Genomic DNA, 26,114 nt, shown 5'->3' with positions numbered 1-26,114 from the left:
TATTTTAGTCTGAGGTGAGATTGTAAGGCTTACGTTTGTCTATCCTTACTACCAGTGCTGCACCCGCCTCTGCCCTTGAGTTTGGGATTTTTTTATTGGCAGCCAAGGTGGGAGGAGGATGTTAGAGCCAGATTAAACTAAGGGTATAAGAATTGGTATTTCTGAACAGATGGCAGTTAATAATGGATTAATTCTGACGCTTTTTACTCTGATTACAACCCTGCTAGCTCTTGGCTATGGTTTTGGTGTGAAAGCTCGACGTTTACCCTTTACGGCAGAAATTGGGTTTAACCAGCAGCAATGGCAATTTCTGCGATGGTGGGTCAAGTTAGCCTTGGTTGCTGGAGTTTTGTTACCGATGTGCTTGTTAGCTCTGGCTTGGAAACAACCATCTTCATGGGTATTTTGGGGAAGTTACCTGTTGATAGTCGCCGTACAACTCATATCTGAACGTGTTTTTAGTCGCTCCCTTGTGCCAAGTATTGTTGTACCTATTGGTTTTTTTTACACAGCTTTTCGGTTGTGGCAACTGCTAGACGGATTCACGCAATTAACATTTTCCTATTTGACATTGGTGTGTTTTGGCGTTGTTGTGTTGTTTTGGGTTGCTAACTTAATAATGTTGATGGTGATGGCCATTCCAACAATCTTTAAAGATTTGGAGTCAATTTCATAATTATTCAATCCGCTTCAATATTTGCGGAATGTGGGTATTAGGCTGTTATTTATCTGCTTTGACTTAAAAGTGCGATCGCTTACCTCGGACAGGTGCGATCGCACTTTTTTACAAGCACAACACAAAAATTTGATTGCCCATCATTAATTAAACAATTGCCCCAAGAAATTGATAATTGGTTTCCAAAAGATACCAGTTAATACATAAGGAGCATATTGCAAGATAGATAAGCTCGGCTTAAGTGAAGGCTTTAGCGGTAAATTTTCTAACAAAAAAGGCACTACACAAGTAAGTCCATAGGCAGTTGCTAAAGCAGTTGTGAATTTAGGAGTCTGACCTGGTATAGGACTATAATAAATACCCAGTAGGATGCAACAAATCATCAAAAATTGCTCCCATAAAAACCATGATTGCGGCGACAAAAAATAAATTAACCTCGGAAAGCTTTTATCAATTTTTTGTCGCATTCCCAGCAATACTGCCCAAGTTGCTGCCCCAACAATGCCATCATTCTTCAATCCATAAACTCTTTGGAAGCGTTTCACCGCTCTTTCTGTGGCACTGTCAAAATAGCTAGTAGGTTCTTTTTTCAAAAAGCCTTCATCATAAAGGATAGTTTGCAGTTCCTTAACTGCCTTCCTTAATTCTGGGGACTTAATTTTTTGACTCCGAGAAAGTTTTGGGTACAAAAGGCAAGCCCATGTTAGTGGGCCAACCACTCCATCTGCTAAAAGATTATTTCTTTTTTGAAATTCTTTTACTGCCTCGTCTGTCTCTAAATCAAATTTACCAGTAACCTCTACAAGTAAACCTTGAGTTTTTAATCGCTCTTGCAATTCGTTGATTGATTCTTGTACAGATTTTGGTGTAAACTCACGGTAAAGTGTCGGCAGTTTATTAAAGACACAGACTTGTTTCTCTTCAGGAAAATAAAGTCTAGCTTGTTTTAGACCAACCAAGATACTTACAGTTTGAATTAGTTTATTCATTCAATACTCCTTTGTTGTCAGAAGTGAAAACGATAATTCAGCCAGAGTTTTTGGTTGGTCGTCAGGATAGATGTTGCATTTGCGATCAGCCTGTTACCAACAATATGAACTTAGGAACATGGATTAAAATTAAATAAGATGCCAAAACTTTATCCTGTCTCTAGCTTCCCTCTCCTTTATAAGGAGAGGGATTGAGGGTGAGGTAAACCAGGGATATAAATTGTATGTTATTTAATTCTCATTCCTTAGTAACTAAACTACCAAATTGTTCCTTTTTAAGTTAACTAAAAGAGTTAAAAATTTGGTACAAAAATGTTAAATACGATATTGTCTAAATTTTGTTCTGCAAGCTAATTAAAAAAGTTAATAGTTTGATATAAAAATGTTAAATATGATATTAGTATTGAAGTTTTTTCAGTTAAAATGTTGCTAACCAACATTTAACAACAGAACTAATAGGGTGATATTTATGTCAGATCAGTCAGAGGGTGGGAATCTGTCTAAAGCCTGGTATCAAAAGGTTTTACAGGATTGGGATATAGATCGTTTACTGACTGATTTGGAGTCTAAAATTCAACAGCGATACAGGCAAAATTCTAAGAAAGACCTGTTACTTGGGTTGCTATGTGGGTATAGCTTGACAAAGATAAGTCAGGACTTGTACAGAGATAACGCTAGTGTGAGAGTGGGATTGAGCAATATCTATCGAGATATTGAAACTTTGACAGGCGAACCAAACAACAGCGTTAAGTCAAGTAACCTTATTTACATTCTAGAGAGACATGGATATCGCAGAGGTGTTGCGGCATCTAGTACCGAGAGCGCCTCTATTCCCCACAATCTGCCATCACCAACCTACACAGAATTTATTGGGCGCGAGGCAGATATGAGAAAGCTACTGGAACGGCTTTTGCCGATGCATGGCGCTCACATGATTACAGTACATGGTATTGGTGGCGTGGGGAAAACGGCGCTGGTGTTAGCAGCTGCTTACGTGTGTTTAGAAGCTAGTAACGAAAACAGTTCTGATGCGCCTAGATTTGATGCAATTATTTTCACTTCAGCCAAACAACAAGAACTGATTCCCGATATGATTTTGCAACGGCAGCAGGGACAGCGTAACCTGCGCGAGATTTTTCGGGTAATTGCCAATGCTTTAAACGACTCTACAATTATCCAATCTCCTCCCAATGACCAATTTGAGCGTGTACGCCAATGTCTTTCTAGACAGCGAACGCTTCTGATTGTGGACAATATGGAGACTATAGAGGACAGGGATGAGGTTATAGAATTCTTATACAATTTACCCATTTGCGTCAAAGTAGTAATTACTACCCGCGAACGAATTGCCCTGCTGCCAATCAGTCTGCGAAACTTACCCATGAATGATGGTTTGCAATTGATTCAGCAACAAGCTGAAGAAAAAGGTATAACTATCCAAGATGAAGAATCTAGCTTGCTCTACGATCGCACTGGGGGAATCCCTCTCGCTATTGTCTACGCACTCGGTCAAGTTTCTAGTGGCTACTCTTTGAACTTCGTACTGGAGCAGTTAGCCTCCGCTAAGGGCGATGTGGCTCGTTTTTGCTTTGAGGAATCAGTGCAAGGTATGAAGGGACAGCCACCACACAAGTTACTCATGTCACTGGCGATTTTTCCTGACGCTCCCATCCAGTCTGCTGTGTCGGAAGTTGCCGGACTAACATCCGATCCTGATTCTGTTAGTAATGGCTTGGTACGTTTGCAGCAACTCTCGTTAGTGAATCTGAAGCCAGAGACTAAGCGATATGAGATGCTCTCTCTGACTCGTGAGTATGCTTTAGCACAATTAGCCGCTTACCCAGATTTTGAGAAAGAAGCACGGATGCGTTGGGTGAAATGGTATCTAGATTTTGCTTACAGTTACGGCGGAGAAGATTGGGAAAAATGGATACATTACAACAGGTTAAAGCAAGAGGAAGGAAATTTACGGGCAGTACTTTATTGGTGTAAAAACCAAGACCATTATGCAGAAGTTAGGGATTTGTGGTTGCTCTTGAATCACTACGCCAATCTCTATGCTTATTGGGACGATCGCCTCGATTGGTTGCAATGGCTGATAGAACAATCAGAACGACGTGGCGAATGGTCATCTTTAGTAAAATTCATGATCCGTAAAACCTGGCTGCTAATTCGGGAGTGTTCGCCCCAAAGTATCATACAAGCAGACGAAATATTGCAGAGGGCATGGGTTTTACGCGATCATGCAGATTCATGCGTTCAAGCTGACTTAGCCGAAAGTATGGCTAGACTGCGAATCAGACAGAATAATTATACAGATGCACGCCACTGGTTAATGGTAGAAGAAAAATTGGTAATTGAGGCAAATCTAGACGAGCGACAGCACATCCGCTATTTTATTCCCGTTCTTTACCATCGGGCTGAAATCTTTTATTCAGAAGGTGAATATTTTTTAACAAAGAAGCTATTTCAAGATGTGATGAAAAGTGCAGAAAAAATTAATTGGCATCGGGTGATTAATTCTGCTCAAAATTGGCTTGCTGATATTGCCATTGAACAAGGCGATCGCGATGAAGCTCAAAAGCTATTAATTAAAGGCTTAACTGTCGCCGAAAGTAGCAATAATAAGCGTCGTCTAGCTCGTTATCAACGTTCTCTTGCCCGTTGGGAGAGAAGGTGGGGAAGTGTTCAGAAAGCTTGCCAATTGTCAACTGAGGCGATTAATAGTTTTGAACACTTGGGTATGACAAGGGATGCAGAGGAGATGCAAAGTTTACTTGATTCTCCATAAGAGACGCGATAAATCGTCCGGTTATAGAGACGCGATAAATCGCCGTCTCTACAATGGGCTACATTTTACCGCCAGCGATCGCACTTCTAAATCTTGTAAAATAAACACAAAATGTAATATAGCTTAGTCAGAATTTGGCGATCGCTGTTCCTTTTATATCTAAATATTCTCCCCGCATTCCTTCTCAAGGATTTTCTGAGGATGATTCTGAGCAAGATTTTGTGGGAATGCCTAAATCGTCTAAAGTATTCATTAATAAGTCATCTTGTGGGATGAGGTGTCTACTTTGAAAATTTACCAAATCGTCAAAAACTTCAAGAGCTTCAAGATCCTTAAGAGCCTCTGACGCAGACTGATATCGCTGTTTGGAGTCATCCAGCACCATTTTACTGAGAATCTTAGCTAGGGAGTGACTTACCTGAGTGCAGTTGCTCCATTTGATTTCGCCGTCAGCATCTCTATCTAGCTCGCGGGGTGCTACACCAGTCAAGGCTTTAATGCCAACCATGCCAACTGCATAGATATCACTGCTGTAGTGTGGACGACCAAAACATTGTTCGCTGGGTGCGTAACCCTGAGTCCCAATACCAATGGTAAAAGGGGTTGACTCTTGACTATCTAGCTGTTTGATGCCTACTTCCTTGACGGCTCCAAAGTCAATCAACACCAGTTTGCCGTCTGAGTGTCGCCGGATGATATTACTGGGTTTAATATCCCGATGAATCACGTGGTTTTCATGGACAAATGTTAATGTTTGCAATAAGTCTCTGACAATTTTGATTGCTGAAATTTCTGCAATTGCTCTATCTGCTAAAAGTTCTTGATTTAAAGGATGACCAATTATCTGTTCTTGGACTAAATAAAATTCTTCATCTTCTTCAAAATAGGCCAAAAGTTGAGGAATTTGAGCGTGCGTTCCCAATTTTTCTAGTGTTTGGGCCTCTGAGTTAAATAAACGTCTGGCAAGTTGCAATCCTTCTGGTTTGGTGTTAGCTGGTTTTAGTTGTTTGACAACACATCGCGGATTCCCAGGACGTTGGGTATCTTCGGCAATGTAGGTTTCACTAAATCCACCAGAACCGAGAACTTTGACAATTTTGTAGCGTCTAGCCAAAACTTTCCCTGCTAAGGCTAAATCTCGTTGCTGAATTAGGTGTTGGAAGTCATCTTGTTGACTGATAATCTCTTGGACAACGGGTGAAGTTTTATATTTCTGAAATATGTCTACTAATTGGCGTTTTCTGATGCTTTCCCTGATGACTGAGGTTGCTAAATAGCAAATTCCGGTCATGGCGATCGCTATCATTGGTAGAGTAGTAGGAAAAATTAACTGACCATAGACAAATAACCCATAGCTAATTCCTCCCCAAATGCCAGATAGGGCGAGACTATAGAAAAATCTATTGATGCTACGCTTGCATCTGCTAATCATCAAGGCTGAACTGCCCACTAGCATTAGCACAAACAAACCCTGCAATGGTAGACTTTGAATTCCTGGGGCGATCGCTTTTCCTGACATCAAAGTAGCGATCGCGTTGGCGTGAATTTCCACGCCTGACATCGGTTCAGCGCTATTACTACCAGCGACTGGATAATAATCATTATGTAACTTATCTGTTGCACCAATCAGCACGATCTTATCTTTGAAAACCTTTCCTTGCTGTAAATAGCTGTTCCAGTTTTCCGGGTCGAGTACGTGCCAAAAAGGTTTTTGCTCAAATGTACCCGCCGTCCCCCAAAAATAAATGCGATCGCCCTTTGGTTGAGGATAATTTACTTGTGCTGCCCTCAGCGCTGCTTCATCAAAAGAGAGTCGCTTTTTGGTAAATAAATTATCTTCACCTAATAACTTGGGAAACTCACTCGCTAATCGATGAACTTTTCCATCTGCTTCTAAGGGAAAATTAACTGAGCCAATGGATACTGACCCTGTACGAAACATTTGTTGGGGGTCTGTCAGTTGCATAAAAGACCCTTGGTGCGTCTGGGAATTTTCGTAGACGGCTGCTAAGGTAACTTTATTGCCATATTTTTGCAGTACTGCCTGAAATTGGCGATCGTCCGTAACTCCATAGCTGCTTGCTGTGTCAAAAACCACATCTAATGCGACAGCGCGCGCACCTGCTTCGATTAATTTTGTAATTACTTGGGAGTATGCAGCCCGTTTATAAGGATAAGATTTTAGTGGTTCTAAGTAGGCATACTGTTTCGGATCTGTTTTATAGTACTGTTCGGGAACCGATATTGACTGATCGTCTATTGCTAAAATTACAATGTCTTCTGGAGGCACAATCGGCCCGCGCAGTTGAAAAAAGCCAGAAAGCAGCTGATTTTCCATCGATTGAACTAATTCCCCACCAGAAGCACTCAACAGTGCAGCCCCGATTACCCAAGTCCCAGCCAGTAGATGACCTAAGCGAACCATCCACCTGGATTGGCGAGCCGATGCTGTCGAAGTCACTTTTGTTGGTTTACTTGACAGTTTATTGGCAGTAGAGACATAGTTTTTAGTTAAGGTAGATGTAGGTTCTTCTGCCATATCGTGTTACTGATTGATTTTAGTCCAACACTTTTATTTATTCAGACCACGTTTTAGTGTAAGCACATTGAAATAAGACTTAAATGAAAATCTTATACATTTGTAAAGTATCTTCTATTCATCTACAAACTTTTATTGGCAGAGCTAGCCCCCAAGAGATTCTTGCTCAAGCACTACTTAATTTATTCTTTTTCTGTTGAATGAGTTACAAGTAGTGATTGTCTCACAGATCGGAGCCGGATATACTCTAACTGTGCATTTGGTTGTGGCAAGATTTTATCCTAACCTAACCAACAAGTACGTTATCTAACTGGGTGCTATAGCAGAAGCAGTCCCAAGGATGTCTTCTGTCTCTAATGCAATGTTAGGAATCTCTACAAAGCGCGTCCTGATACTGACAGCTTTACCGAAAGATCGGCATTAATTTATATCCTACCTTAAGGAGATGATATACCTCTTTAGGAGTAAACTTTAGTGTTATGCAGCGATGAATGCTGTTACTGGTTAAATTTTATGGGTCGATTTTGATTGCAGGGTGGCTCTTGTAGTGCTGGAGGTGAATCAGGTTAACACCCAGGATCTCAACTTCAATATTGTAGGGGTTTTTAAGGCTTGAAAGAGGTAGGATAAAAGCTATAGATAAAGAACTACTTTATAGATATTAGCAAACAAGGCATTTGAAAATTGCTATAATCTATTGTTCCATCTAAATTCATATATATTATTAGGTGTAAATTTGTATGGGTTCTCCAATGAATCGTCTATCTATTTTTGTAGATGGAAACAATATGTTCTATGCTCAACAAAAAAATGGCTGGTTTTTTGACCCCCGGCGAGTCTTAGAATACTTCAAACATGAGCAATCAGAAACAACATTAATTAATGCCTTCTGGTACACTGGCTTAAAAGATCCACAAGATCAGCGAGGTTTTAGAGATGCTCTAATTAGTCTAGGATATACAGTCCGAACTAAAATTCTGAAAGAATATTATGATGATACGTCAGGACGTTACTCGCAAAAAGCGAATTTAGATATTGAAATTGTTGTAGATATGTTTAATACCGTAGACCAGTATGACCGAGTAGTATTATTCAGTGGTGATGGAGATTTTGAAAGAGCAATCGAACTATTACGCTCAAAAAATACACATATTACGGTAGTCTCGACAGAAGGAATGATTGCTAGAGAACTACGCAATGCTACTGATAGATATATAGATTTAAATGATATCAGAGATCAAATAGAAAAAACTGAAGGTTAGTAGCTTTAACAATTATTTACAAAAGTAAGAGTAAAAGAAAAACTAAGGTTGAAGATATATTAAGCCACAAGTAAACACTAAACAACAAGCGGCAAATGACAAACAAAACAGATCGAATCATTATTTTTGATACAACATTGCGAGATGGTGAGCAGTGTCCGGGAGCGACTTTGAACATAGACGAAAAGCTAGTTATTGCCAAACAATTAGCACGTCTGGGTGTAGATGTAATTGAGGCAGGGTTTGCCTTTGCGAGTCCAGGAGATTTTGAAGCAGTCAAGAAAATTGCTCAAATTGTTGGGATAGAAAATGGCCCGGTAGTTTGTAGTTTGGCAAGAGCGATTAAAGCAGACATTGAAGCGGCTGCGGAGGCATTAAAACCAGCAGTTAACGCCAGAATTCACACATTTATTTCCACCTCTGATATTCATTTAGAGTATCAGTTGCGGAAGTCACGGGCAGAAGTATTAGCGATCGCCGAAGAAATGGTAGCCTATGCCAAGTCCTTCATGACAGATATCGAATTTTCGCCAATGGATGCGGCTCGTACCGATCCAGAATTTCTATACCAAGTATTAGAGCGAGCGATCGCAGCTGGCGCAACAACAGTTAACATTCCCGATACTGTAGGTTACACCACCCCTAGCGAATTTGGAGCCATGATTAAGGGGATTATCGAAAATGTCCCCAACATCGACCAAGCGATTATTTCCGTTCACGGTCATAATGATTTAGGCTTGGCAGTTGCTAACTTTTTAGAAGCCGTAAAAAATGGCGCACGACAACTAGAATGTACCATTAATGGCATTGGCGAACGCGCCGGCAATGCCTCACTCGAAGAATTAGTAATGGCGTTGCACGTGCGGCGGCAATATTTTAACCCTTATCTCGGTAGACCAGCAGATTCTCAAGAATCCCTGACAAATATCGACACCCGACAAATTTACAAAACCTCACGCTTAGTTTCCAATTTGACGGGAATGTTAGTACAACCAAATAAAGCGATCGTGGGGGCGAATGCCTTTGCTCATGAGTCTGGAATTCACCAAGATGGGGTGTTAAAAAATAAGCTCACTTATGAAATTATGGATGCCCAATTGATTGGCTTAACAGACAATCAAATAGTTTTGGGCAAACATTCAGGTAGAAATGCTTTCCGTACTCGGTTGAAAGAATTGGGCTTTGAACTGTCAGATACAGAGTTAAATAAAGCCTTCGTTAGATTCAAAGAAGTAGCAGATAAAAAGAAAGAAATTTCTGATTGGGACTTGGAAGCGATCGTTAACGATGAAATCCAACAAGCACCCGATTTGTTTCGGGTAGAGTTGGTGCAAGTTTCCTGTGGTAGCAACGCCCGTCCTACTGCTACAGTTACTCTGCGTACCCCAGAAGGCGAAGAATTAACCGATGCTGCGATCGGTACTGGGCCAGTGGATGCAGTTTATAAAGCCATCAATCGGGTGGTGAATGTCCCCAACGAGTTGATTGAGTTTTCTGTGCAGTCAGTCACAGCCGGGATTGATGCCATTGGCGAAGTAACGATTCGTTTACGTTATGAATCGAAAGTGTTTTCTGGTCATGCAGCGAACACAGATATCATCGTGGCATCCGCGCAAGCTTATGTAAATGCATTGAATAGGTTGTATGCATCTTTGCAAACTCAACAAAAGCCAGAGGAAGTAACTGCACAGAAAGTCTGAGAGTGTATCTGTCAAACCCGACAGAATTAATTACATATTGATTCTTTACCAGGCAAGAGTTTAAGCCAAGTTTTTGTGTAATTAATTTTGTACGATTACTTATCAGCCCTTTCAAGGTAACTCGTAAAATCTCTGTTTTTCTCTCTGCGCTCTCTGCGTCTCTGTGGTTAAATAAATTACTTTTAAACCGCAGAGGCACAGAGAAGCCAGTGCGTTGGGCGGGTTCCCAGACTTGAAGCAACTGGCGCAGCGCAGAGTCAAGAGATTAAAGAGGAATTTTTTGAGCAAAATTTTTACTCATCTTGAAAGGGCTAGTTCTATAATTTATGGTATTACTGTTTGCACAGTAGTAGCTGATGTATTGACTGAAGGTGTAAACCCAGCCAGTTTACCCGACTTTTGGGGTACAAAGTCCGTTTCTTTGCTACCTTGAACCTCAGATAAGTAGCAATCTCGCACTGCCAATAACAAGCCTTTGATGGCATCTGGTGCGCCTGTCTTGACTAAATCATCTGCCTTTTTGAAAAAATGCGATCGCCATTTGCCATCGTTATTGTCATATAATTCGATTAAATACCAACCTGCAAGATACTCAGCTAAAGGGTCAAGACAAAAACGGATTCTATCTTTAGCAGAACCGATAGTTTGAATTAGGTGCAGACGCTTTTCTAAATAATCGAGGTATGCTTCGGGGTCATCAATACCCAAAGCTGCTAATGCAGTAATAGCATCGACACGCTTGGCGGTTCCTGGTTGATAACTTTGCTGCAAACATTCCCAGGCGATGGTTTTGGCAATTTGATGAACAGTGCGGTCATCAAATTGCTCATCTGTCACATCACGATTGAGTTCATTGATATAACCCAGCATCAAATTCGGAATATTCTCTGGCAACGCAGAAATATTAGATGTAACATCTTTGCTGGCGATTAACTGTTCAGCATAGAGTTTAGCCAGCAAGACAGTGATATTATTTTGACCGACCATGAGAGAAAGACGGTTACAAGCGTCAAAAAATTCTTGGTCAGTAAAGCGATCGCGTTTACCTCGCTGCATGAGATAAGCTTCCATAAAGGACGATAGTTTATTAGCCTCAATTCGCAAAGGTTTAATTATCGTCTTATTAACCCGCCCCAACTTTTCCTCAATTCGGGAAGTAATCACCAACGCATTCACCGGAAACTCTGGCGACTCCGGCTCAATTGCTTCTCGTGTAGTCGCATTCATTTCTGAGAATCGGTCTACAATCACTAGAATGCGTTTCTTTCTTAACAAACGTAACAGTAATTCTTGACAAATTGGCTCTGGCTCATCAATTAAAGCTTGCAACTGTCCTCTAATAGCTTCTAAAAGCGGCAACTTCCCTTCAGTTACCCGAAATTCTTCTTCTAACAGCACAGGTAACATCAAATGTTTGCAGAGTTGTTGGTCTTCATCCTCAGCCATTGCCCATCCAGCGATTCGACACGCTAAACTGGTTTTACCTACACCCCCTTCCCCACCAATTACTAGACAGCTACGTTGTTTCTCGAAAGTTGAGCGCAAATTCTCATTCATCAGTTGGGGAACTGTTGTACCATCCAGAACAACCGGAATGGGAATATAACAAGCGCGACTGCTAACTGTATCCTTTTTGGGAAATTGTTCGCGGGCTGCTTTGATATATTTAGCTACCCATGCATCTAATACTCTGGGATGGTAATGAAACCAGCCAACAAATAGCACATATCGCAGAGGTACATTAACGCTGATAAATGGCAGAGAAAAATCTGTGTAGGGTTTGAGGGCGTTGTTAATTTTCAACAACCATAAAGGGGCTACCCGCAAGAGAATTAACCAAATAGAAGGCAATAATATCAGGTAGGCCGCAATTCCCAAGAGTAATTTATGCTTAAATAGCGATTCTAGAACTCTATCAAAGAGGCGAGTTTCTTTTTCTGCTTTCAGGGCATTAAGAGGGCGACGTATCAGCTTAATGTCGGTCTCTGTGAATTTGTCTTTGTATTTTTGTATAGTTATTAATACCTGCTCAAAGTCTGAGATGACTTTCTGCAACTTGGAAGTAGGTAAAGCATTGGCTTTGTCTTGAAAACCAGCCGCTATTCCTCCCAAACCTTTGATCGCACCTAAACGCACGTAAAACTGGTTATCATTCAACAGGGCAATTAAATTCGGGACAGAAGATACTGCTTCTGTACCCATTGCACCCAGAGCGTAGGCAGCATTATAACGTACAGTGGGGTTATGATCTTTTAAGGCAGCAGTTAATACTGGGACAGCTACTTTCGCTTCTACACCAATTTTTCTGAGTGCAGAAGGAACATAAATGCGAACGAATTGCTCCTTGTCTTGTAATGCCGCCATCAAGGATGGAACTGCTGCTTTGGCTGCTGTACCAATATTTCCTAAAGCTAAGGTGGCGTACAGGCGGACTTGTCCATCTTCATCTTGCAATGCTGCACTTAAGGCTGGAACGGCTGGTGCTGCTTCTGCACCCAAATCTCCTAAAACCGAAGCCGCGTGCCAGCGAAGATTAATATCCTGATTTTTCAAAGCCTCAATCAGAGACGGCACTGCTGCCGAACCGATATTAACTAATGCATCTGCGGCAATGCTACTGATGTGGGCATCGTTATCTATTAGCTTCTGAATCAGAGGGGCAATTTTGCTGTCAGTAGCGATGTCAGTAGCGATTTGCGCCCAACTATTGCTTGTGCATAGTAGGAACAGCGTCAGGCATAAGACAACCACCTTGAGCGCACTAAGTAATACTTGTCTGGTATGCTTTGTCATTGAATCGGATTGAATCACCCGATGAACAACTCCAGTCAGAGAAACTATACCTAGATTTTGACACTCTCAGGTCTGAAGACGCTGAGATTCTTAGTTCATCGACGTACCTTAAAATCATCCATCCTTTCGGCAATACTTAAACCGGAAACCCGTTTATTAAACAAAGTTTCTAGTCTAATTTGGTTGGTCCCAGTGGGTTTCATCTCCCTAAGCGTTAGAGAATCGTTTCTCTAGTTCCGGTATGCCCTACCGTACTTAACTTGATTAATAGTTTTGTTTGCTGGTATGGATGCGCGTTGGCATCCTAGCTATGTTTATCGTGGTGTTTTCGCTACCCACTATCCATTATTTTTTCCTAGCCGATCGTTTTGGGGTTGGTTATCCATTTGTGCTAGCGGTTATTCTACCTGTGGCATAACATATCATACCATGCTCTGCACCAAAAATTAATTTTGAATGCGGTTAAAACCGCACGAGTCGCTTAATCTGGGCACTGAAGTGACTGAGCTTTACGCCTACCGGCTAACTTGTAATCTAACTGTCAATGCAGGTTAGCGATGTCTACGACGGGCTACGCCTACGCACTGCTTTACTCTTTGACTCTGCGCCCTCTGCGCCCTCTGCGCCCTCTGCGCCTCTGTGGTTCGTTTCTTTACTCCTCAAATTACTAAACATCGCTCAAGCTTGCCTAGTTACCGTTCAATAATGGCTTGTGATGTAGCAATGCTGTTAGAATCTAGATAAGAATATTAATTATATAAAGCTATAAAATATGTACATCCAAATTAAACCAGAACTAGAGCAATTTATTCAGGCACAGCTTGCAAGTAGTAGATTTGCTAATGCCGATGATGTTATCAATGAAGCCTTTAAACTGTTACAAGAAAGAGAGCAGCGACTTGAAGAATTACGGCAAAAAATTGCTGTGCTGTAGGAACTGAACAAATTGCTAAGGGACAAGTAACTGACGGCGAAGTTGTATTTGCCAATAATTCATTCTTGCAGTCACCGGGTTGCAACCTAAGATGATGAAATTACTGAACCATTAGCTAGATAACAAAGGCTATATTCAGCATTCAAGGATATGGGTGTATCTACCATTGATTATGAATCAGCCTACAACAAAATCTTGGCAAGAAGTGCGCGCTGCTTTTAAAAAAATCTGGGGTTATGAAGATTTTCGTCCACCACAGGGAGAAATTGTCAGTAGTTTATTATCACAAAAAGATGCGCTGATTATTATGCCCACAGGTGGCGGGAAGTCGATTTGTTTTCAACTTCCCGCACTGCTACAAACAGGATTAACCTTGGTAGTTTCGCCTTTGGTGGCGTTGATGGAAAATCAAGTTCAGGAACTACAACAAAGCCACCAAAAAGCAGCACTTTTGCATAGTGAATTATCTTCATCTCAACGCCGTGCAACGCTGCAAGCTTTGGAACGTCAACAGCTAAGATTACTGTATTTGTCACCAGAAACTTTGTTAAGTGTGCCAGTGTGGGAAAAATTATGTCATCCGCAATTGCAAATTAATGGTTTGATTTTAGATGAAGCTCATTGTTTAGTGCAATGGGGTGATACTTTTCGCCCAGCTTATCGCAGATTAGGGGCGGTGCGTCCGGCATTGCTCAAATCAAAACCACCAGGAACAAAAATCAGCATCGCCGCTTTTACCGCTACTGCTGACCCCTCAGCCCAAAAGATTATTCAAACAGTTTTACAATTACAGCAACCAGAGATTTTCCGCTTGAATCCTTACCGTCCGAACTTGCATCCCAGCGTTCGCATCGCTTGGACACCAAGAGGTAGGAAACAACAATTATTAAAGTTTATTCAAAATAGACCACAACAATCGGGATTAATTTATGTTCGCACTCGGAGAGATAGCGAAGATTTAGCCCAATGGTTAACAGAGACAGGTTTTGCTACAGCTAGCTATCATGCGGGATTAGGTGCGACAGAACGTCGGGAAGTAGAAGCAAGCTGGTTAAGTGGTAAAATACCATTTGTGGTGTGTACCTGTGCCTTTGGTATGGGGATTAATAAAAGCAATGTCAGATGGGTTATTCACTTTCACGCGCCGCATTTGTTATCTGAATATGTGCAAGAAATTGGGCGGGCTGGAAGGGATGGGAAACCAGCAGAAGCGTTAACGTTGGTGAGTGAACCTACGGGGTGGTTAGATTCAGGGGATAAGCAAAGACAGGAGTTTTTTCAAGAACAAATGCGATCGCAGCAACAAATAGCGCAGCAACTTGTGAAAAAATTACCAAAACAGGGAGAAGTGAATGCAGTAACCCGACAATTTCCTGATGGTGCGACGGCGCTAGCTTTACTCCATAGCAGTGGTCAATTAAACTGGCTCGATCCTTTCCATTACACCATTGGGCAAAAAGCCGGAAATCAGCCAGCGACGCAATCACACGCCGCTAAACAAATGCAGCAATACCTAACAACTAAACAGTGTCGTTGGCAGTTTTTGTTAAATGCCTTTGGTTTTGATAAAGAGGCAGCTAACTGGCGTTGCGGACATTGTGACAATTGCTGCTAAAGTGAGATTGCTTGCGATCGCAGAGGAGTTTTTTGCCAAATACTTAGGTGGTAGATTTGAACCTTTGACAGATAATAAAGTTTCAAAATGGTGGTTAGTGTAATTCACCAACCACCTGATATTTTCAATCTAGTAACCGTAGACACAAAAGGGAAATGCAACCTAACTATTAAGTTCAGCAACCACTTTTGCCGCTTCAATTAAATATTTTGCAAAAGCTGCATATCCATTCGGACAGGAAGTTTTTATAATATCTAAATCAATCTGAAAAGATAAGTTCCATCGAATTTGAAGCGGACGTTGATTGCTACTTTCTTTCAAGATATAACTTGATTGTGCAATCGCTGCCTCTAAAATCTCCTTTGTACTGTCTAAAGCCTCTAAATTTTCAAGTTGTTCAAGCTCTACACCTAAAATTGTTGAAACAGTTTGAGTGTCAGCTAGCAACAAGGTTTCAAAATTTCTAATTGCTAAACCTCCTGCACTACGATCGTTGATTGGTTGCTCATTGACATCTAAGTGATTGTCACGAATCTTATTTAAAGCACGTTCTAAATCCCTCTGCCTTTGAGATAGGTTATCATCCGCATCAACCACAATGAGGATCATGTCTACCTCCTCTGGTTTCCAAGAGATAACTACCTGTGCTAAATACTTTGGATCTAAGACTGAATGTCCAGTTCTTCCTTTAAAACACTTATAGTTTCGACTACAGTAACAGTCACAGCTTTAAGCACTCTAATGCTCAGAATCTTCTTTTTGCAAGAGAAAATCAAGATAGTCTTGTAATTGCAACAGCCTAGCTTCAGATAACTGGCGTAACTTGGTTAAAATCATTTCTTCTTGCTGCCACTGGGCAATGGGGATAATTTGAGATGCTGGTACTTCGATCGTCACATGGGGTAAATCAAACCCTTCCAGACTATACCCGTCCTCTTCCTCTTCAGGCATGGGGTAATGTTCGACAATTGTTGCAACATTCCCTCGCTTCAGGTTGTATTCTGGTAAGTCTTGCGCTAAAGCAACTTGAGAGAATAGGGGGTGCTGTACCTTCATGAGTTGGCTCCTTCCTTGATCGCGTATTTGAGATATTGCTTTATCCAGCGTTGAGTACTTGCTCTGCGGTTAGCTGTAATTCTGGGAAAATAGTAGAAGCGATCGCAGTGTTTCCTGTAAATCTGATTTCTTCATAAAACCCGTCAATTAATATCAGTACGGTAACTGCATTTATTTGTGGATCAACAATCCAATATTCAGCAATTCCCCTTGCGGCATACTCGGAACGTTTGTAGCGATAGTCCCGATCTTCGTTAGCTTTGCCAGGAGAAACAACTTCCACAACTAATGCCGGAGGTGGCATATCCAGGGTAATTGTGGATCGCGTTGCACCTTCTAAGGCTATTACAAGTTCATCCGTCAGCACAACTAAGTCAGGAATGCGAGTTGTCGCACGAGAACCAGCAACAACAATTTCAACTTTGTTACTCAACCGATTAAAGGGGACGAACTTGAGGAAATTGACCAGCAAAAAGAGAGATATCTGGACATTTTTTGGGCTTTCGGGTGGCATTGCAACTAACTCACCTGCCACCAGTTCATATTGGTTATCCGTGCGATCGTCATACTGCAAATATTCCTCAAGCGTTAGATGTTTGCCAATGATTGCGGTCATACTGCGTAAAGTGGAGTTGCGTATTGATAGTTTACTTCAATCTGGTATAGTCTCCTTGACTTCTGAAACTAAGGAACCCACAATTTTTGCTATTTGTTCTGAGCTAAATCTATTTCTGTGTTATTACTTTTTTTCTTTCACAGGTATTCTACTCTCCCTCTCAATTCTTCAAGTGCAGCAACTTCATAGAGCAGAATGAGCATCCGAATGATGTAGCCAATTGGCTTTGCATCCTTTTGACAGTAAACAATGCTGATGTGGTCGATTCCTTGACTGTTGAGAATCAGAAAATCATCATCGTGTGTCACGAGTACGCGGGACTCTGTTCTAGCGAAGTGCAACTGAATCGTATCGCTTACTGCCAATAGATTCGCCTCTTGTGAAGTGGTCACGTCAATACCAGATCGTCTCAGTGCTAAAGCAATATCAGGATCAACATTCTCATCCAGGTGAAACCGAATGCGTTCAGGCATAGTTTCTCATCGCATCAAGCTTTTCCTTCAATAGCGAAGGAGTGTTGAGGCGAGCAGCTTCAACAAAGGCTTCTGCTTGGGCAATGCGCTGGTCAATTTCTTGGCGATTGTCGTAGTAAAATGCGATCGCCGCATGAACCGAGGCCAACGACAACTGATATTTTCCAGCAATTTCTTCTAAAGACTGTCCCATTCGGAGATACATAATAGCCACATCTGCTACTGTAATTCTCGTTCCGGCAATGCGTGGTTTACCGCTCCGCACTCCTGGAGTAATTTCAATATGCTGATTTAGGGAGACTTCCATAATTGGCTATTTCTCCAAGGATCTAATTTTGATTCTAAATCATAACTAAGTCTAGTCTTTATTCTAGACAGTAGACAGCTTGCAAAAATCTTGATTTATGATTTAGAACCACAGATCATACCAATTTTTAATTTATATTAAGAAAGTCAGATTTAATTTGGAAATCCAGATTAAGTATTTAGCCTTCTTTTGAAGAATTGGTATAGTTTATTGGGATTTGTCTGTGGTTCCATTTTTAGAGAATTGGCTTTTGCAGGAGATTTGACAAATGCCCATTCCCTTACTTAAAATTGCTGCAAAAACCGCAAATCACTAGCATACAAGCGACGAATATCATCAATTTGATGTAACACCATTGCAAAGCGTTCTACACCAAAACCAGCAGCAAACCCTGTATAAACTTCTGGGTCATAACCCACAGACTTAAGTACATTTGGATCGACCATACCGCAGCCCATCACCTCCAGCCAGCGCCCATTCCACTGCAAATCTACCTCTGCTGAGGGTTCAGTAAAGGGGAAATAACTGGCGCGGAAGCGAATAGGTAAATCGCCAAATATTGCTTGTAAAAATACTTTAATTGTGCCTTTGAGGTCTGTAAAAGTTAATCCCTCGTCAATGGCTAAAAGTTCGATTTGATGGAAAACAGCCGAGTGAGTCGCATCTACATTATCTCGTCGATAAACTCGCCCTGGAGCCACAACCCGAATCGGTGGTTCTTCTCTTTCCATGTAACGAATTTGTACCGAAGATGTATGAGTGCGTAAAAGATTACCATCTGGCAGGTAGAAGGTATCCTGCATATCACGGGCGGGGTGATCGGGCGGGGTGTTGAGAGCCTCGAAATTATAATAATCTGTTTCCATCTCTGGCCCTTCAGCCACGGTGTAACCCATACCGACAAAGATATCTAATGCCCGGTCGATAATGCCGTTGAGGGGATGAATGCGACCTTGGGGACTGTAAATTCCTGGCATGGTTACATCCAGAGTTTCCGCCTCTAACTGGAGGTGAATTTGCGCGGATTCTAAGGCGGCGCGTTGCTGGTCTAGACTAGTTTGCAGGGATTCTTTGACTGTATTGGCGATCGCTCCAATTTTTGGTCGTTCCTCTGCACTCATTTGCCCCATACTTCGCAACAGCGCCCCCAGTTCTCCTTTTTTACCCAGATAGTTAACTCTGAGTTCTTCGAGACGTTCTAGGGTGTCGGCGGCTGCGATCGCTTTTTCTCCTTCCTGCCGCAGTGCTAAAAGTTGAGCTTCTAAATTGCTAGTCATTAGTTATTAGTCATTGGTCATTTGTCATTAGTCTATAGTCAAAAGCTGTGAACTGGTCGATAAATAAACTTACAGTCATACCATTAACATTAGCCAAAGGTAAGAATCTCTGTTTATCAGTTATAGACGATTAGCTTAGTACAGTGGGCGCGTAAATCTAGCTAACATCTCACGTTAACAAGACTTGGGGATTGAGCAACTTGTCTTAAAGGTGGGCAAAATTCTGGCACAGTATCTAGTACCGCAGGGCGGAATTCGTAATTCGTAATGACGAGACGCTAAAAGCGAACGAATACTCGCTATCGCGGACTCGCTAACGCTGCACTAATGTAATTCGTAATTAACTGTTCACAAGGGTTTCAGAGATTTCAAATGGTTGGTTTATTTACGCCGTGCTGTACTAGTGAGTATAAATATTTTTTTGCTGCTTGTGACTTCAGACATTGACAAATGGCTAATAACAAATAACTAATAACTAATGACCAATGACCAATGACCAATGACCAACGACCAATGACCAATGACTATGAAATTACTAATTAGCAACGATGATGGCATTTCTGCCTTGGGGATTCGTACCCTAGCCAACTATTTGGCAGAAGCTGGTCATGATGTGAGTGTAGTTTGCCCAGATCGAGAGCGATCGGCAACTGGACACGGGTTAACTTTACACCAACCGATTCGCGCCGAAATTGTTGAAGGGATTTTTCATCCTACTATCAAAGCTTGGGCTTGCGATGGTACGCCTTCAGATTGCGTCAAATTGGCGCTGTGGGCTTTGCTGGAGACTCCCCCTGATTTAGTTCTCTCTGGTATTAATCAAGGTGCGAATTTGGGAACTGAAATCCTATATTCTGGAACTGTTTCTGCGGCAATGGAAGGTCTAATTGAAGGTATTCCCAGCGTCGCGCTGAGTCTTATGAGTCATACATCTAAAGACTTTCAAGCTGCTGCTAAGTTTGCCACAGTTCTTGTAGATCAGTTAGCCCAAAAACCTCTGCCAGATTTAATGTTGCTCAACGTCAATATTCCTGCGGTGAAATGGGAAGAAATTGCTGGAGTTACTCTCACCCGTCAAGGCATACGGCATTACATTGATGTGTTTGATAAACGAGTCGATCCTCGTGGAAAAACGTACTACTGGTTAACTGGAGAGGTAATTGAGGATGTGGAACCCCCAAGCGGATTAAATTTGCCTCAAAATGTACCTACAGACGTGGAAGTTGTACGTAAAAACTACATCAGTATCACTCCTTTACAATACAATCTTACTTACGCAACTGGATTAGACAAATTATCGGAGTGGGAATTTAATTTTCCTGGGATCATTTGATTTATCAGGACAAAAATGGGGTTATTCAAATGCATCCCGGAAAAAGTAGGCTATAACGTAGGGGCAATCTTGAAATAACCGATACACATCCACCCCAAAACCTGAAAAATTCTCACTGACGTATTTCATTCACATTTACACAATCAGCCAGAAACAGGATATGCTGTTTTACCAAGAAATCCTCCCTCTAGCAAAATCGGTGAGACAGCATAAACTTAGACAAAATAAGTAACAATTCTTTCATTTATCGCCCGCTCAGTCCAGCAAGCAATACCCATGTCTAGGATAGAGAATCAATTTACCGTACAATTTTGGGGCGTTCGCGGCAGCATCCCCAGCCCAGGGCCACACACTGTTCGTTACGGCGGTAATACCCCTTGCATATCAATGCAAGCGGGCGATAAACGCTTAGTTTTCGATGCTGGCACGGGACTACACGTTTTGGGGCAATCCTTATTGCGCCAAATGCCGTTAGAAGCTCACATATTTTTTACCCATTCTCACTGGGATCACATGCAGGGTTTTCCCTTCTTCACCCCAGGGTTTGTCAAGGGGAATGAGTTTCATATTTACGGCGCGATCGCACCTGATGGTTCGACCATAGAACAGCGCCTCAACGATCAAATGTTGCACCCAAACTTTCCCGTACCCTTGCAAATTATGCAAGCCAATTTAAATTTCTACGATGTTCGACCGGGGCAACCAATCCACATCGATGACCTGACCGTAGAAACAGCACCTTTAAACCATCCAGGTGAAGCTGTCGGATACCGCGTCAACTGGCGTGGTGGTGCTGCTACTTACATCACTGATACCGAACATTTTCCCGACCGACTTGATGAGAATGTGTTGTGGCTAGCTCGTAATGCTGACGTTCTGATTTACGATTCTACCTACACAGACGAGGAATATCACTCACCAAAATCTCCAAAAATTGGCTGGGGGCATTCTACCTGGCAAGAAGCGGTAAAAGTGGCACAAGCTGCTAACGTCAAAACTCTGGTGATTTACCACCACGACCCCGCGCACGATGACGACTTTTTAGATCGTGTCGGCAAAGAAGCTGCTGCGAAATTTCCTGGTGCGATTATGGCATGGGAAGGATTGGTACTTCACGTTCCGACCTCAGTTGTCTTATCAGAATCTTTTCCTGTTAGCAAGTTTTCTACCTAAAGATTGCGATCGGAGGAATTGGAGATTTTAGATTAGATTGGTGATCAGAGGCTTTCAGCGCGAGAGCGTACCTGTTAGCTGTACGGTGAGACAGCGCTCTCCAGAGTTGTCAGAGCGACGACAACAGGAGGACAAACTTTATAGATTCACCAACACAGCCCAGACACCCACAGAAGCCCTAAGATTGGGGCTGATGGTCGCGGTAAAGTCTCAACACAGAACTAGAGCCTTTTTAGCTCTGGTATGTGGGGTTATCTGGACTTAGCAATTAGCTGTCAACCTGATGGCATAAGACCTCATGGGCAGTTGGTGAATATCCTCCTTAAGGCGGTTTACCATAGGGTAGCTTCCTGCTGATAGCTAAAATAAACCTAAAATCTCAGAATCCACGTGCTAAATTTGTCTAAAAATGGGTGTTCTGTGCGGGTTGCTTTTTCGAGCGAAGGGCTACTAACGCCGACTGCTGTTGCCCTTGGCAAGTTTGATGGCGTTCATCTTGGTCATCAAAGGGTAATTCAACCAGTCTTGCACGCTGGTGGTCAGCACTCAAAGGGAAATCAACTGACAAATCAAGAATATACCTATTCAACAGTTGTCACCTTTGACCCCCATCCACAAGAGTTTTTTACGGGGCAACCCCGGACTTTGTTAACGCCACTGGATGAAAAAGTCCAACAATTGCGATCGCTTGGGGTAGAACAACTGGTACTACTACCCTTTGACAAAGAATTGTCTGCCTTGACCCCCGAAGCATTTGTCGAAAAAATTCTCGTGCAACAATTGCGATGCCAACGAATTAGCATCGGGCAGGATTTTTGTTTTGGCGAAAAGCGCAGTGGTACTGCTCAAGATTTGCAATTACTCGCCGCCAAACATAATATTCCCGTTACCATCGTTCCTTTACAAACTTATACAGGTGATTCACCCACCCAAAGTAGTTGCGTCAGTACTACTCCAACTCAGGATGCCCGCATTAGCACTTCATTGATTCGCCAAACCCTTGAGCAGGGAGACATCGAAAACGCAAATCTACTACTAGGTCGCCCTTACACCCTCATTGGTGATGTCGTTCAAGGTCAACAATTGGGCAGAACAATTGGCTTTCCCACCGCCAACCTCCAATTACCAAAAGACAAGTTTTTGCCTCATCAAGGAGTCTACGCTGTCCGCGTTTTCACTCTCAGTGAAACATCAGATACCGCTCATATTGAAAACTTGGGCGTGATGAATATCGGTAATCGTCCAACTGTAAACGGTACTTATTCATCTGCGGAAGTACATTTATTCGATTGGTCAGGTGATTTGTATGGCAAAAAACTGGTTGTGCAGCTAGTTAAATTTTTGCGCCCCGAACAAAAATTTCCTTCTCTCGAAGCCCTGAAAACACAAATTCAACTTGATTGCGTTGTTGCTAGAGAAGTTTTGAGTGCTTAGTGGGAATAATAGATAGGGCATTGGGCAATTCAATTTTGGATTTTGGATTGAGGATTTTGGATTAAATTTCAATCTAAAATCTAAAATCCAAAATCTAAAATTCTTGCTCCTGCTCCCTCATCTCCCCACTCCCCTACTCCCTACAACGCATGAGAGAAAAAATCGACGCTTTAACACAAAATCTAGCTCTTACCATCGTTGGCAAAGCTGAGGCAATACGCTTAGTGCTAGTTGCCTTGCTAGGTGGTGGTCATGCTCTCCTAGAAGATGTTCCTGGTGTTGGTAAAACCCTACTTGCTAAATCCTTAGCTCGTTCGCTGGATGGTAAGTTTCAACGGCTACAATGCACTCCCGATTTACTGCCAACTGACATTACTGGCACTAACATCTGGAACCCAAAAAGCGGCGAATTTACTTTTCTTCCTGGGCCAGTGTTTACCAATGTGCTATTAGCTGACGAAATTAACCGCGCCACACCTCGCACTCAGTCAGCTTTACTGGAAGTGATGGAAGAACATCAGGTAACAGTTGATGGTGTCTCTCGTGCAGTTCCTCAGCCCTTTTTTGTTATTGCAACTCAAAACCCCATCGAGTATCAAGGTACTTTTCCCCTGCCGGAAGCGCAAATGGATCGGTTTATGTTGTCGCTGAGTTTGGGCTATCCTTCTGAAGCAGAAGAACTTTTGATGCTGCAAAATCTCCAAAAGGGTGTGAAAGTTGCTGATTTGCAGCCTTGCATTACTTTGGCAGAAGTACAGGAATTGCGTTACCTCTGCTCTCAAGTAAAAGTGGCAACTTCCTTACAACAGTACATTCTTGAATTGGTGCGGGCAACACGTCAAGATGAGGAAATCGCCCTTGGTGTCAGTCCCCGTGGCACATTAGCTTTACAACGGGCTGCCCAAGCGCTAGCTTTTCTATTAGGGCGTGATTATGCTATTCCCGATGATGTGAAATTTCTTGTCCCTCACGTTCTTTGCCATCGCCTGATTCCTAGAGGAGGGCGCAATGCAAGAACTGTTGTTGAGCGATTATTGCGATCGGTTTCTATTCCTTAATGCAAGGTGAGTTCGATGAACTAAAAAACAGCTATCTGGGGTGGTGGTAACTGTATTTCTTGCTGTGGAGGATATTTGTTTGCGCTTCTACTCCAGCTCATCTTGCGTCAGTTCTCACTCCACGATCAATTCATCCAAACTATCAGGGAAAGTTCCTCGCGCTACCATTTTAGTAAATACCTCATAACAGTCATCCTTAGCACCTTCTTTACGCGGAAAACCCAGCCACAAAATAGCGATCACTTTCATTTGTGGGGTATCCGCAGGTAATCGAAACCCAGCACTGTTACCTATTTTGGTACTACGAATGCTGTAGAAGTTACTCATTATTAATTAACGTATATACGCTATGTACTTACACACTAGCAGTTTTTGGGAGGATTTATGAGAGTTTACCGACTGGCGATCGCCAAATGTTTCAGTCTACTAATAATTAGCTGAAAATTTCCCAAATGTGAAATCATGAAGATTGTTTGTTACTCAGTAGCATTCACCATCAGAGATGGATTAGGATGGCGAAAAAAAATTCGGTGTGCTTGCGCCAAGCACAAACACGATTGTCGAACCAGATTTTCACGCAATGGCTGTACCTGGTGTTACGTCCCATATATCCTTAATCCGCATTTAGAACTTACACTTTCTCCCATCCTCTTACAAATTATTTTAAATATGTCAGACAACAAAGAATTTTCATCCGAAAAAAGCTCCTCTGTGAAAAATATCTTAATTCTAGGTGCAACCGGCTATATTGGCGGGGCACTGTGTCGTAAGTTGTCTCAGACAAAAGATTTTGCCGCATTCGCACTTGTGCGTCCAAGTAGTGATATTGAGGGGATAAAGCCTTTCTGTAAGGAAATAATCCGCTCTCAAGAGGTAGAATTTTCCAGTAATGATGTTGCAGAAGCAATTCGCAAGCATGATATTACAACGGTAATTAATCTAGCTTGGCACATGCCTCCAGAATCAACTAAAGAAGCTCAATTTGCGAAAGATTGTATAGCATTAGGAGCTGCTTTACACGGTGCTAGCGCAGTTTCACCAGATATTCATGTAATTACAACCAGTGGGAATTTTTCTTTGATTACCGCCAATGGAGGACGAATAACAGAAACACCTCCGCCAAAAGGTTATACGCTGCCAGAATATTTAGTATGTATTGACTTACTAGTGGGTGTAAATGTTTTGAAAGATGGGCTAGTAGAAGAATATATCAGCAATGGAGGTAACGCTTCCATTGTCTATCCTTCATCAGTGTATGGTTCTGCACCAACTCGTGGTAGTTTCTGGGATTTTGCAATTCAGCAGTTCATTACAGGGAAGCCACACCAAGGCCATCAGCCATTTCCACCAGATTTTATGACGGCGTGGATTCATGTTGAAGATTTGGCAGACTGCTATATTGCCGTAGCGCGAAAAGGCTCGAAAGGAGGACATTACCTGGTGGCATCGGAAAATTTGAGTATTAGCCAGATGTCAACTTTGTTTGCGGAAGCGGCTCAGGTAGAATTTGTTGCGCCAGTCTTTGAAAACAAAGACAAAGTTATATTTGATGATTCTCATACAAGAGAAGTACTACAAGTTGAATGGAAGCATAAAGTAGCTGATGAAGTGAAAGTTTGGGTAGAGAGAATAAAAGAGTTAGGAACTTATTTTTTAGAGTAAATTTGTCAGAATTCAGCACCAACTAACAGAAATTTAGCGTGTTATAATCTCCTAAAAAATGAGGTTAATAACAGGTGAAAGCGATCGAAGTTACGGGCAGGATTGATTCTCAGTGGTTCAGATTAGCTTGGTTTTCGCTATATCCTGATTTTAACAGAATATGGAGCGCCTAACTCATGACTGGGAGTCACGAGTGTGCGGCTTGCAGAAATGAAATTGAGTCACCTACAAGTATTTTGCTACTAACAATTTATTCCAAATCTGACCGAGAAGATATTAGTGCAAATGAAATCCAAGATATTGTGGCTGATTTTTCTAGTGAGTCCGGTTAAAACTACTAGAACATTTTTCCTTGCATAGCCAGTGGTGCGCCAGGGGGAACGCATCTAAATTATATTGACAAAATACCGTATTAATGTATCAACA

General features: G+C 42.0%; 22 protein-coding genes and 1 pseudogene. 13 read left to right on the top strand and 10 right to left on the bottom strand.

Translation table 11 applies throughout. The features are described from left to right. Positions 1-169 precede the first annotated feature (169 nt). Positions 170-676 carry a hypothetical protein gene (locus tag HWQ37_RS19455; RefSeq protein WP_292749814.1) on the top strand — a complete coding sequence of 169 codons (507 nt, stop codon included), beginning with the start codon at positions 170-172 and terminating at the stop codon, positions 674-676. Between the two features lie 143 nt (positions 677-819). On the opposite strand, the gene HWQ37_RS19450 is transcribed toward HWQ37_RS19455, so the two are convergent. Continuing rightward, entirely contained in the window at positions 820-1,665 is an 846-nt protein-coding gene (locus HWQ37_RS19450) for a peptidoglycan-binding domain-containing protein (protein WP_292749812.1), read from the bottom strand. A 469-nt stretch (positions 1,666-2,134) separates the two neighbouring features. Between HWQ37_RS19450 and HWQ37_RS19445 the strand changes: the two genes are divergently transcribed. Next, the gene (locus HWQ37_RS19445; RefSeq protein WP_292749810.1) at positions 2,135-4,456 is read left to right on the top strand and encodes a tetratricopeptide repeat protein; all 2,322 of its coding nucleotides are present in this window, start codon (positions 2,135-2,137) and stop codon (positions 4,454-4,456) included. Between the two features lie 184 nt (positions 4,457-4,640). Here the strand turns inward: HWQ37_RS19445 and HWQ37_RS19440 are convergent, their stop codons facing one another. Further along, the gene (locus HWQ37_RS19440) at positions 4,641-6,995 is read right to left on the bottom strand and encodes a CHASE2 domain-containing serine/threonine-protein kinase (protein WP_292749808.1); all 2,355 of its coding nucleotides are present in this window, start codon (positions 6,993-6,995) and stop codon (positions 4,641-4,643) included. Between the two features lie 740 nt (positions 6,996-7,735). Between HWQ37_RS19440 and HWQ37_RS19435 the strand changes: the two genes are divergently transcribed. After that, positions 7,736-8,257 (top strand): LabA-like NYN domain-containing protein, encoded by a 522-nt coding sequence (locus tag HWQ37_RS19435; RefSeq protein WP_041565194.1) that lies wholly within the window; start codon positions 7,736-7,738, stop codon positions 8,255-8,257. Between the two features lie 95 nt (positions 8,258-8,352). Further along, complete coding sequence (locus HWQ37_RS19430; RefSeq protein ID WP_292749806.1) at positions 8,353-9,957, top strand: 2-isopropylmalate synthase; 1,605 nt, start codon at positions 8,353-8,355, stop codon at positions 9,955-9,957. A 324-nt stretch (positions 9,958-10,281) separates the two neighbouring features. Here HWQ37_RS19430 and HWQ37_RS19425 read toward each other — a convergent pair whose 3' ends face one another. Continuing rightward, positions 10,282-12,768 (bottom strand): HEAT repeat domain-containing protein, encoded by a 2,487-nt coding sequence (locus HWQ37_RS19425; RefSeq protein ID WP_292749804.1) that lies wholly within the window; start codon positions 12,766-12,768, stop codon positions 10,282-10,284. A 526-nt stretch (positions 12,769-13,294) separates the two neighbouring features. Here HWQ37_RS19425 and HWQ37_RS19420 point away from each other — a divergent pair. From HWQ37_RS19420 to HWQ37_RS19410, 3 genes are all read left to right on the top strand, one after another. Beyond that, positions 13,295-13,456, top strand: a complete 162-nt coding sequence (locus tag HWQ37_RS19420; RefSeq protein ID WP_292749802.1) for a hypothetical protein — start codon at positions 13,295-13,297, stop codon at positions 13,454-13,456. 66 nt (positions 13,457-13,522) lie between these two features. Beyond that, positions 13,523-13,684: a type II toxin-antitoxin system ParD family antitoxin gene (locus HWQ37_RS34665; protein WP_363318155.1), complete on the top strand. Its 162-nt coding sequence runs from the start codon at positions 13,523-13,525 to the stop codon at positions 13,682-13,684. A 172-nt stretch (positions 13,685-13,856) separates the two neighbouring features. Continuing rightward, positions 13,857-15,299, top strand: coding sequence for a RecQ family ATP-dependent DNA helicase (locus HWQ37_RS19410; RefSeq protein WP_292749800.1), 1,443 nt, complete (start codon positions 13,857-13,859; stop codon positions 15,297-15,299). A 162-nt stretch (positions 15,300-15,461) separates the two neighbouring features. Here HWQ37_RS19410 and HWQ37_RS19405 read toward each other — a convergent pair whose 3' ends face one another. The 6 genes from HWQ37_RS19405 to pheS form a co-directional block, all read right to left on the bottom strand. Further along, positions 15,462-15,908 carry a hypothetical protein gene (locus HWQ37_RS19405; RefSeq protein WP_292749798.1) on the bottom strand — a complete coding sequence of 149 codons (447 nt, stop codon included), beginning with the start codon at positions 15,906-15,908 and terminating at the stop codon, positions 15,462-15,464. A 129-nt stretch (positions 15,909-16,037) separates the two neighbouring features. Beyond that, positions 16,038-16,355: a DUF4926 domain-containing protein gene (locus HWQ37_RS19400; RefSeq protein WP_292749796.1), complete on the bottom strand. Its 318-nt coding sequence runs from the start codon at positions 16,353-16,355 to the stop codon at positions 16,038-16,040. 40 nt (positions 16,356-16,395) lie between these two features. Continuing rightward, positions 16,396-16,971, bottom strand: a complete 576-nt coding sequence (locus tag HWQ37_RS19395) for a Uma2 family endonuclease (protein ID WP_292749795.1) — start codon at positions 16,969-16,971, stop codon at positions 16,396-16,398. 137 nt (positions 16,972-17,108) lie between these two features. Next, a complete protein-coding gene (locus HWQ37_RS19390; RefSeq protein ID WP_292749793.1) occupies positions 17,109-17,444 on the bottom strand; it encodes a DUF5615 family PIN-like protein in 336 nt (111 codons plus the stop codon). Continuing rightward, entirely contained in the window at positions 17,437-17,751 is a 315-nt protein-coding gene (locus HWQ37_RS19385; protein WP_292749791.1) for a DUF433 domain-containing protein, read from the bottom strand. The genes HWQ37_RS19390 and HWQ37_RS19385 overlap by 8 nt, the downstream gene beginning before the upstream one ends. 284 nt (positions 17,752-18,035) lie before the next feature. Then, positions 18,036-19,028 (bottom strand): phenylalanine--tRNA ligase subunit alpha, encoded by a 993-nt coding sequence (gene pheS / locus HWQ37_RS19380; protein WP_292749789.1) that lies wholly within the window; start codon positions 19,026-19,028, stop codon positions 18,036-18,038. 526 nt (positions 19,029-19,554) lie between these two features. Between pheS and surE the strand changes: the two genes are divergently transcribed. The 4 genes from surE to HWQ37_RS19360 all read left to right on the top strand — a co-directional run bounded on the left by surE (position 19,555) and on the right by HWQ37_RS19360 (position 24,026). Then, positions 19,555-20,361, top strand: a complete 807-nt coding sequence (surE, locus tag HWQ37_RS19375; protein ID WP_292749816.1) for a 5'/3'-nucleotidase SurE — start codon at positions 19,555-19,557, stop codon at positions 20,359-20,361. A 276-nt stretch (positions 20,362-20,637) separates the two neighbouring features. Continuing rightward, a complete protein-coding gene (locus tag HWQ37_RS19370; RefSeq protein WP_292749787.1) occupies positions 20,638-21,534 on the top strand; it encodes an MBL fold metallo-hydrolase in 897 nt (298 codons plus the stop codon). Between the two features lie 390 nt (positions 21,535-21,924). Then, positions 21,925-22,968, top strand: a complete 1,044-nt coding sequence (locus tag HWQ37_RS19365) for a bifunctional riboflavin kinase/FAD synthetase (protein ID WP_292749785.1) — start codon at positions 21,925-21,927, stop codon at positions 22,966-22,968. A gap of 149 nt (positions 22,969-23,117) precedes the next feature. Further along, on the top strand, positions 23,118-24,026 hold the full coding sequence (locus tag HWQ37_RS19360) for an AAA family ATPase (protein ID WP_292749783.1): 909 nt from the start codon (positions 23,118-23,120) through the stop codon (positions 24,024-24,026). Positions 24,027-24,140: 114 nt separating this feature from the next. Here HWQ37_RS19360 and HWQ37_RS19355 read toward each other — a convergent pair. After that, positions 24,141-24,290 (bottom strand): annotated as a pseudogene (locus HWQ37_RS19355) (type II toxin-antitoxin system YhaV family toxin); the annotation flags it as partial. A 198-nt stretch (positions 24,291-24,488) separates the two neighbouring features. Between HWQ37_RS19355 and HWQ37_RS19350 the strand changes: the two are divergent. Both HWQ37_RS19350 and HWQ37_RS19345 read left to right on the top strand, forming a co-directional pair. Continuing rightward, complete coding sequence (locus HWQ37_RS19350) at positions 24,489-25,688, top strand: NAD-dependent epimerase/dehydratase family protein (protein ID WP_292749781.1); 1,200 nt, start codon at positions 24,489-24,491, stop codon at positions 25,686-25,688. Between the two features lie 176 nt (positions 25,689-25,864). Continuing rightward, entirely contained in the window at positions 25,865-26,020 is a 156-nt protein-coding gene (locus tag HWQ37_RS19345; RefSeq protein ID WP_465249707.1) for a hypothetical protein, read from the top strand. Positions 26,021-26,114 lie beyond the last annotated feature (94 nt).

The organism is Nostoc sp. NMS4, from assembly GCF_017115095.1.
In the GTDB taxonomy this organism is placed as follows: domain Bacteria; phylum Cyanobacteriota; class Cyanobacteriia; order Cyanobacteriales; family Nostocaceae; genus Nostoc.
Note: the sequence above shows the minus strand (reverse complement) of the source record. Positions and strands in the feature narration are given on the sequence as shown.

What these genes read in the sequence shown, in the direction of transcription:
- HWQ37_RS19450 (WP_292749812.1), bottom strand. Translation starts at nt 1,665, where the DNA reads ATGAATAAACTAATTCAAACTGTAAGTATCTTGGTTGGTCTAAAACAA.
- surE (WP_292749816.1), top strand. Translation starts at nt 19,555, where the DNA reads ATGAAATTACTAATTAGCAACGATGATGGCATTTCTGCCTTGGGGATT.
- HWQ37_RS19400 (WP_292749796.1), bottom strand. Translation starts at nt 16,355, where the DNA reads ATGAAGGTACAGCACCCCCTATTCTCTCAAGTTGCTTTAGCGCAAGAC.
- HWQ37_RS19405 (WP_292749798.1), bottom strand. Translation starts at nt 15,908, where the DNA reads ATGATCCTCATTGTGGTTGATGCGGATGATAACCTATCTCAAAGGCAG.
- HWQ37_RS19440 (WP_292749808.1), bottom strand. Translation starts at nt 6,995, where the DNA reads ATGGCAGAAGAACCTACATCTACCTTAACTAAAAACTATGTCTCTACT.
- HWQ37_RS19390 (WP_292749793.1), bottom strand. Translation starts at nt 17,444, where the DNA reads ATGCCTGAACGCATTCGGTTTCACCTGGATGAGAATGTTGATCCTGAT.
- HWQ37_RS19420 (WP_292749802.1), top strand. Translation starts at nt 13,295, where the DNA reads ATGCAGGTTAGCGATGTCTACGACGGGCTACGCCTACGCACTGCTTTA.
- HWQ37_RS19445 (WP_292749810.1), top strand. Translation starts at nt 2,135, where the DNA reads ATGTCAGATCAGTCAGAGGGTGGGAATCTGTCTAAAGCCTGGTATCAA.
- HWQ37_RS19395 (WP_292749795.1), bottom strand. Translation starts at nt 16,971, where the DNA reads ATGACCGCAATCATTGGCAAACATCTAACGCTTGAGGAATATTTGCAG.
- HWQ37_RS19360 (WP_292749783.1), top strand. Translation starts at nt 23,118, where the DNA reads ATGAGAGAAAAAATCGACGCTTTAACACAAAATCTAGCTCTTACCATC.
- HWQ37_RS19410 (WP_292749800.1), top strand. Translation starts at nt 13,857, where the DNA reads ATGAATCAGCCTACAACAAAATCTTGGCAAGAAGTGCGCGCTGCTTTT.
- HWQ37_RS19455 (WP_292749814.1), top strand. Translation starts at nt 170, where the DNA reads ATGGCAGTTAATAATGGATTAATTCTGACGCTTTTTACTCTGATTACA.
- HWQ37_RS19385 (WP_292749791.1), bottom strand. Translation starts at nt 17,751, where the DNA reads ATGGAAGTCTCCCTAAATCAGCATATTGAAATTACTCCAGGAGTGCGG.
- HWQ37_RS19350 (WP_292749781.1), top strand. Translation starts at nt 24,489, where the DNA reads ATGAAGATTGTTTGTTACTCAGTAGCATTCACCATCAGAGATGGATTA.
- pheS (WP_292749789.1), bottom strand. Translation starts at nt 19,028, where the DNA reads ATGACTAGCAATTTAGAAGCTCAACTTTTAGCACTGCGGCAGGAAGGA.
- HWQ37_RS34665 (WP_363318155.1), top strand. Translation starts at nt 13,523, where the DNA reads ATGTACATCCAAATTAAACCAGAACTAGAGCAATTTATTCAGGCACAG.
- HWQ37_RS19345 (WP_465249707.1), top strand. Translation starts at nt 25,865, where the DNA reads ATGACTGGGAGTCACGAGTGTGCGGCTTGCAGAAATGAAATTGAGTCA.
- HWQ37_RS19435 (WP_041565194.1), top strand. Translation starts at nt 7,736, where the DNA reads ATGGGTTCTCCAATGAATCGTCTATCTATTTTTGTAGATGGAAACAAT.
- HWQ37_RS19370 (WP_292749787.1), top strand. Translation starts at nt 20,638, where the DNA reads ATGTCTAGGATAGAGAATCAATTTACCGTACAATTTTGGGGCGTTCGC.
- HWQ37_RS19430 (WP_292749806.1), top strand. Translation starts at nt 8,353, where the DNA reads ATGACAAACAAAACAGATCGAATCATTATTTTTGATACAACATTGCGA.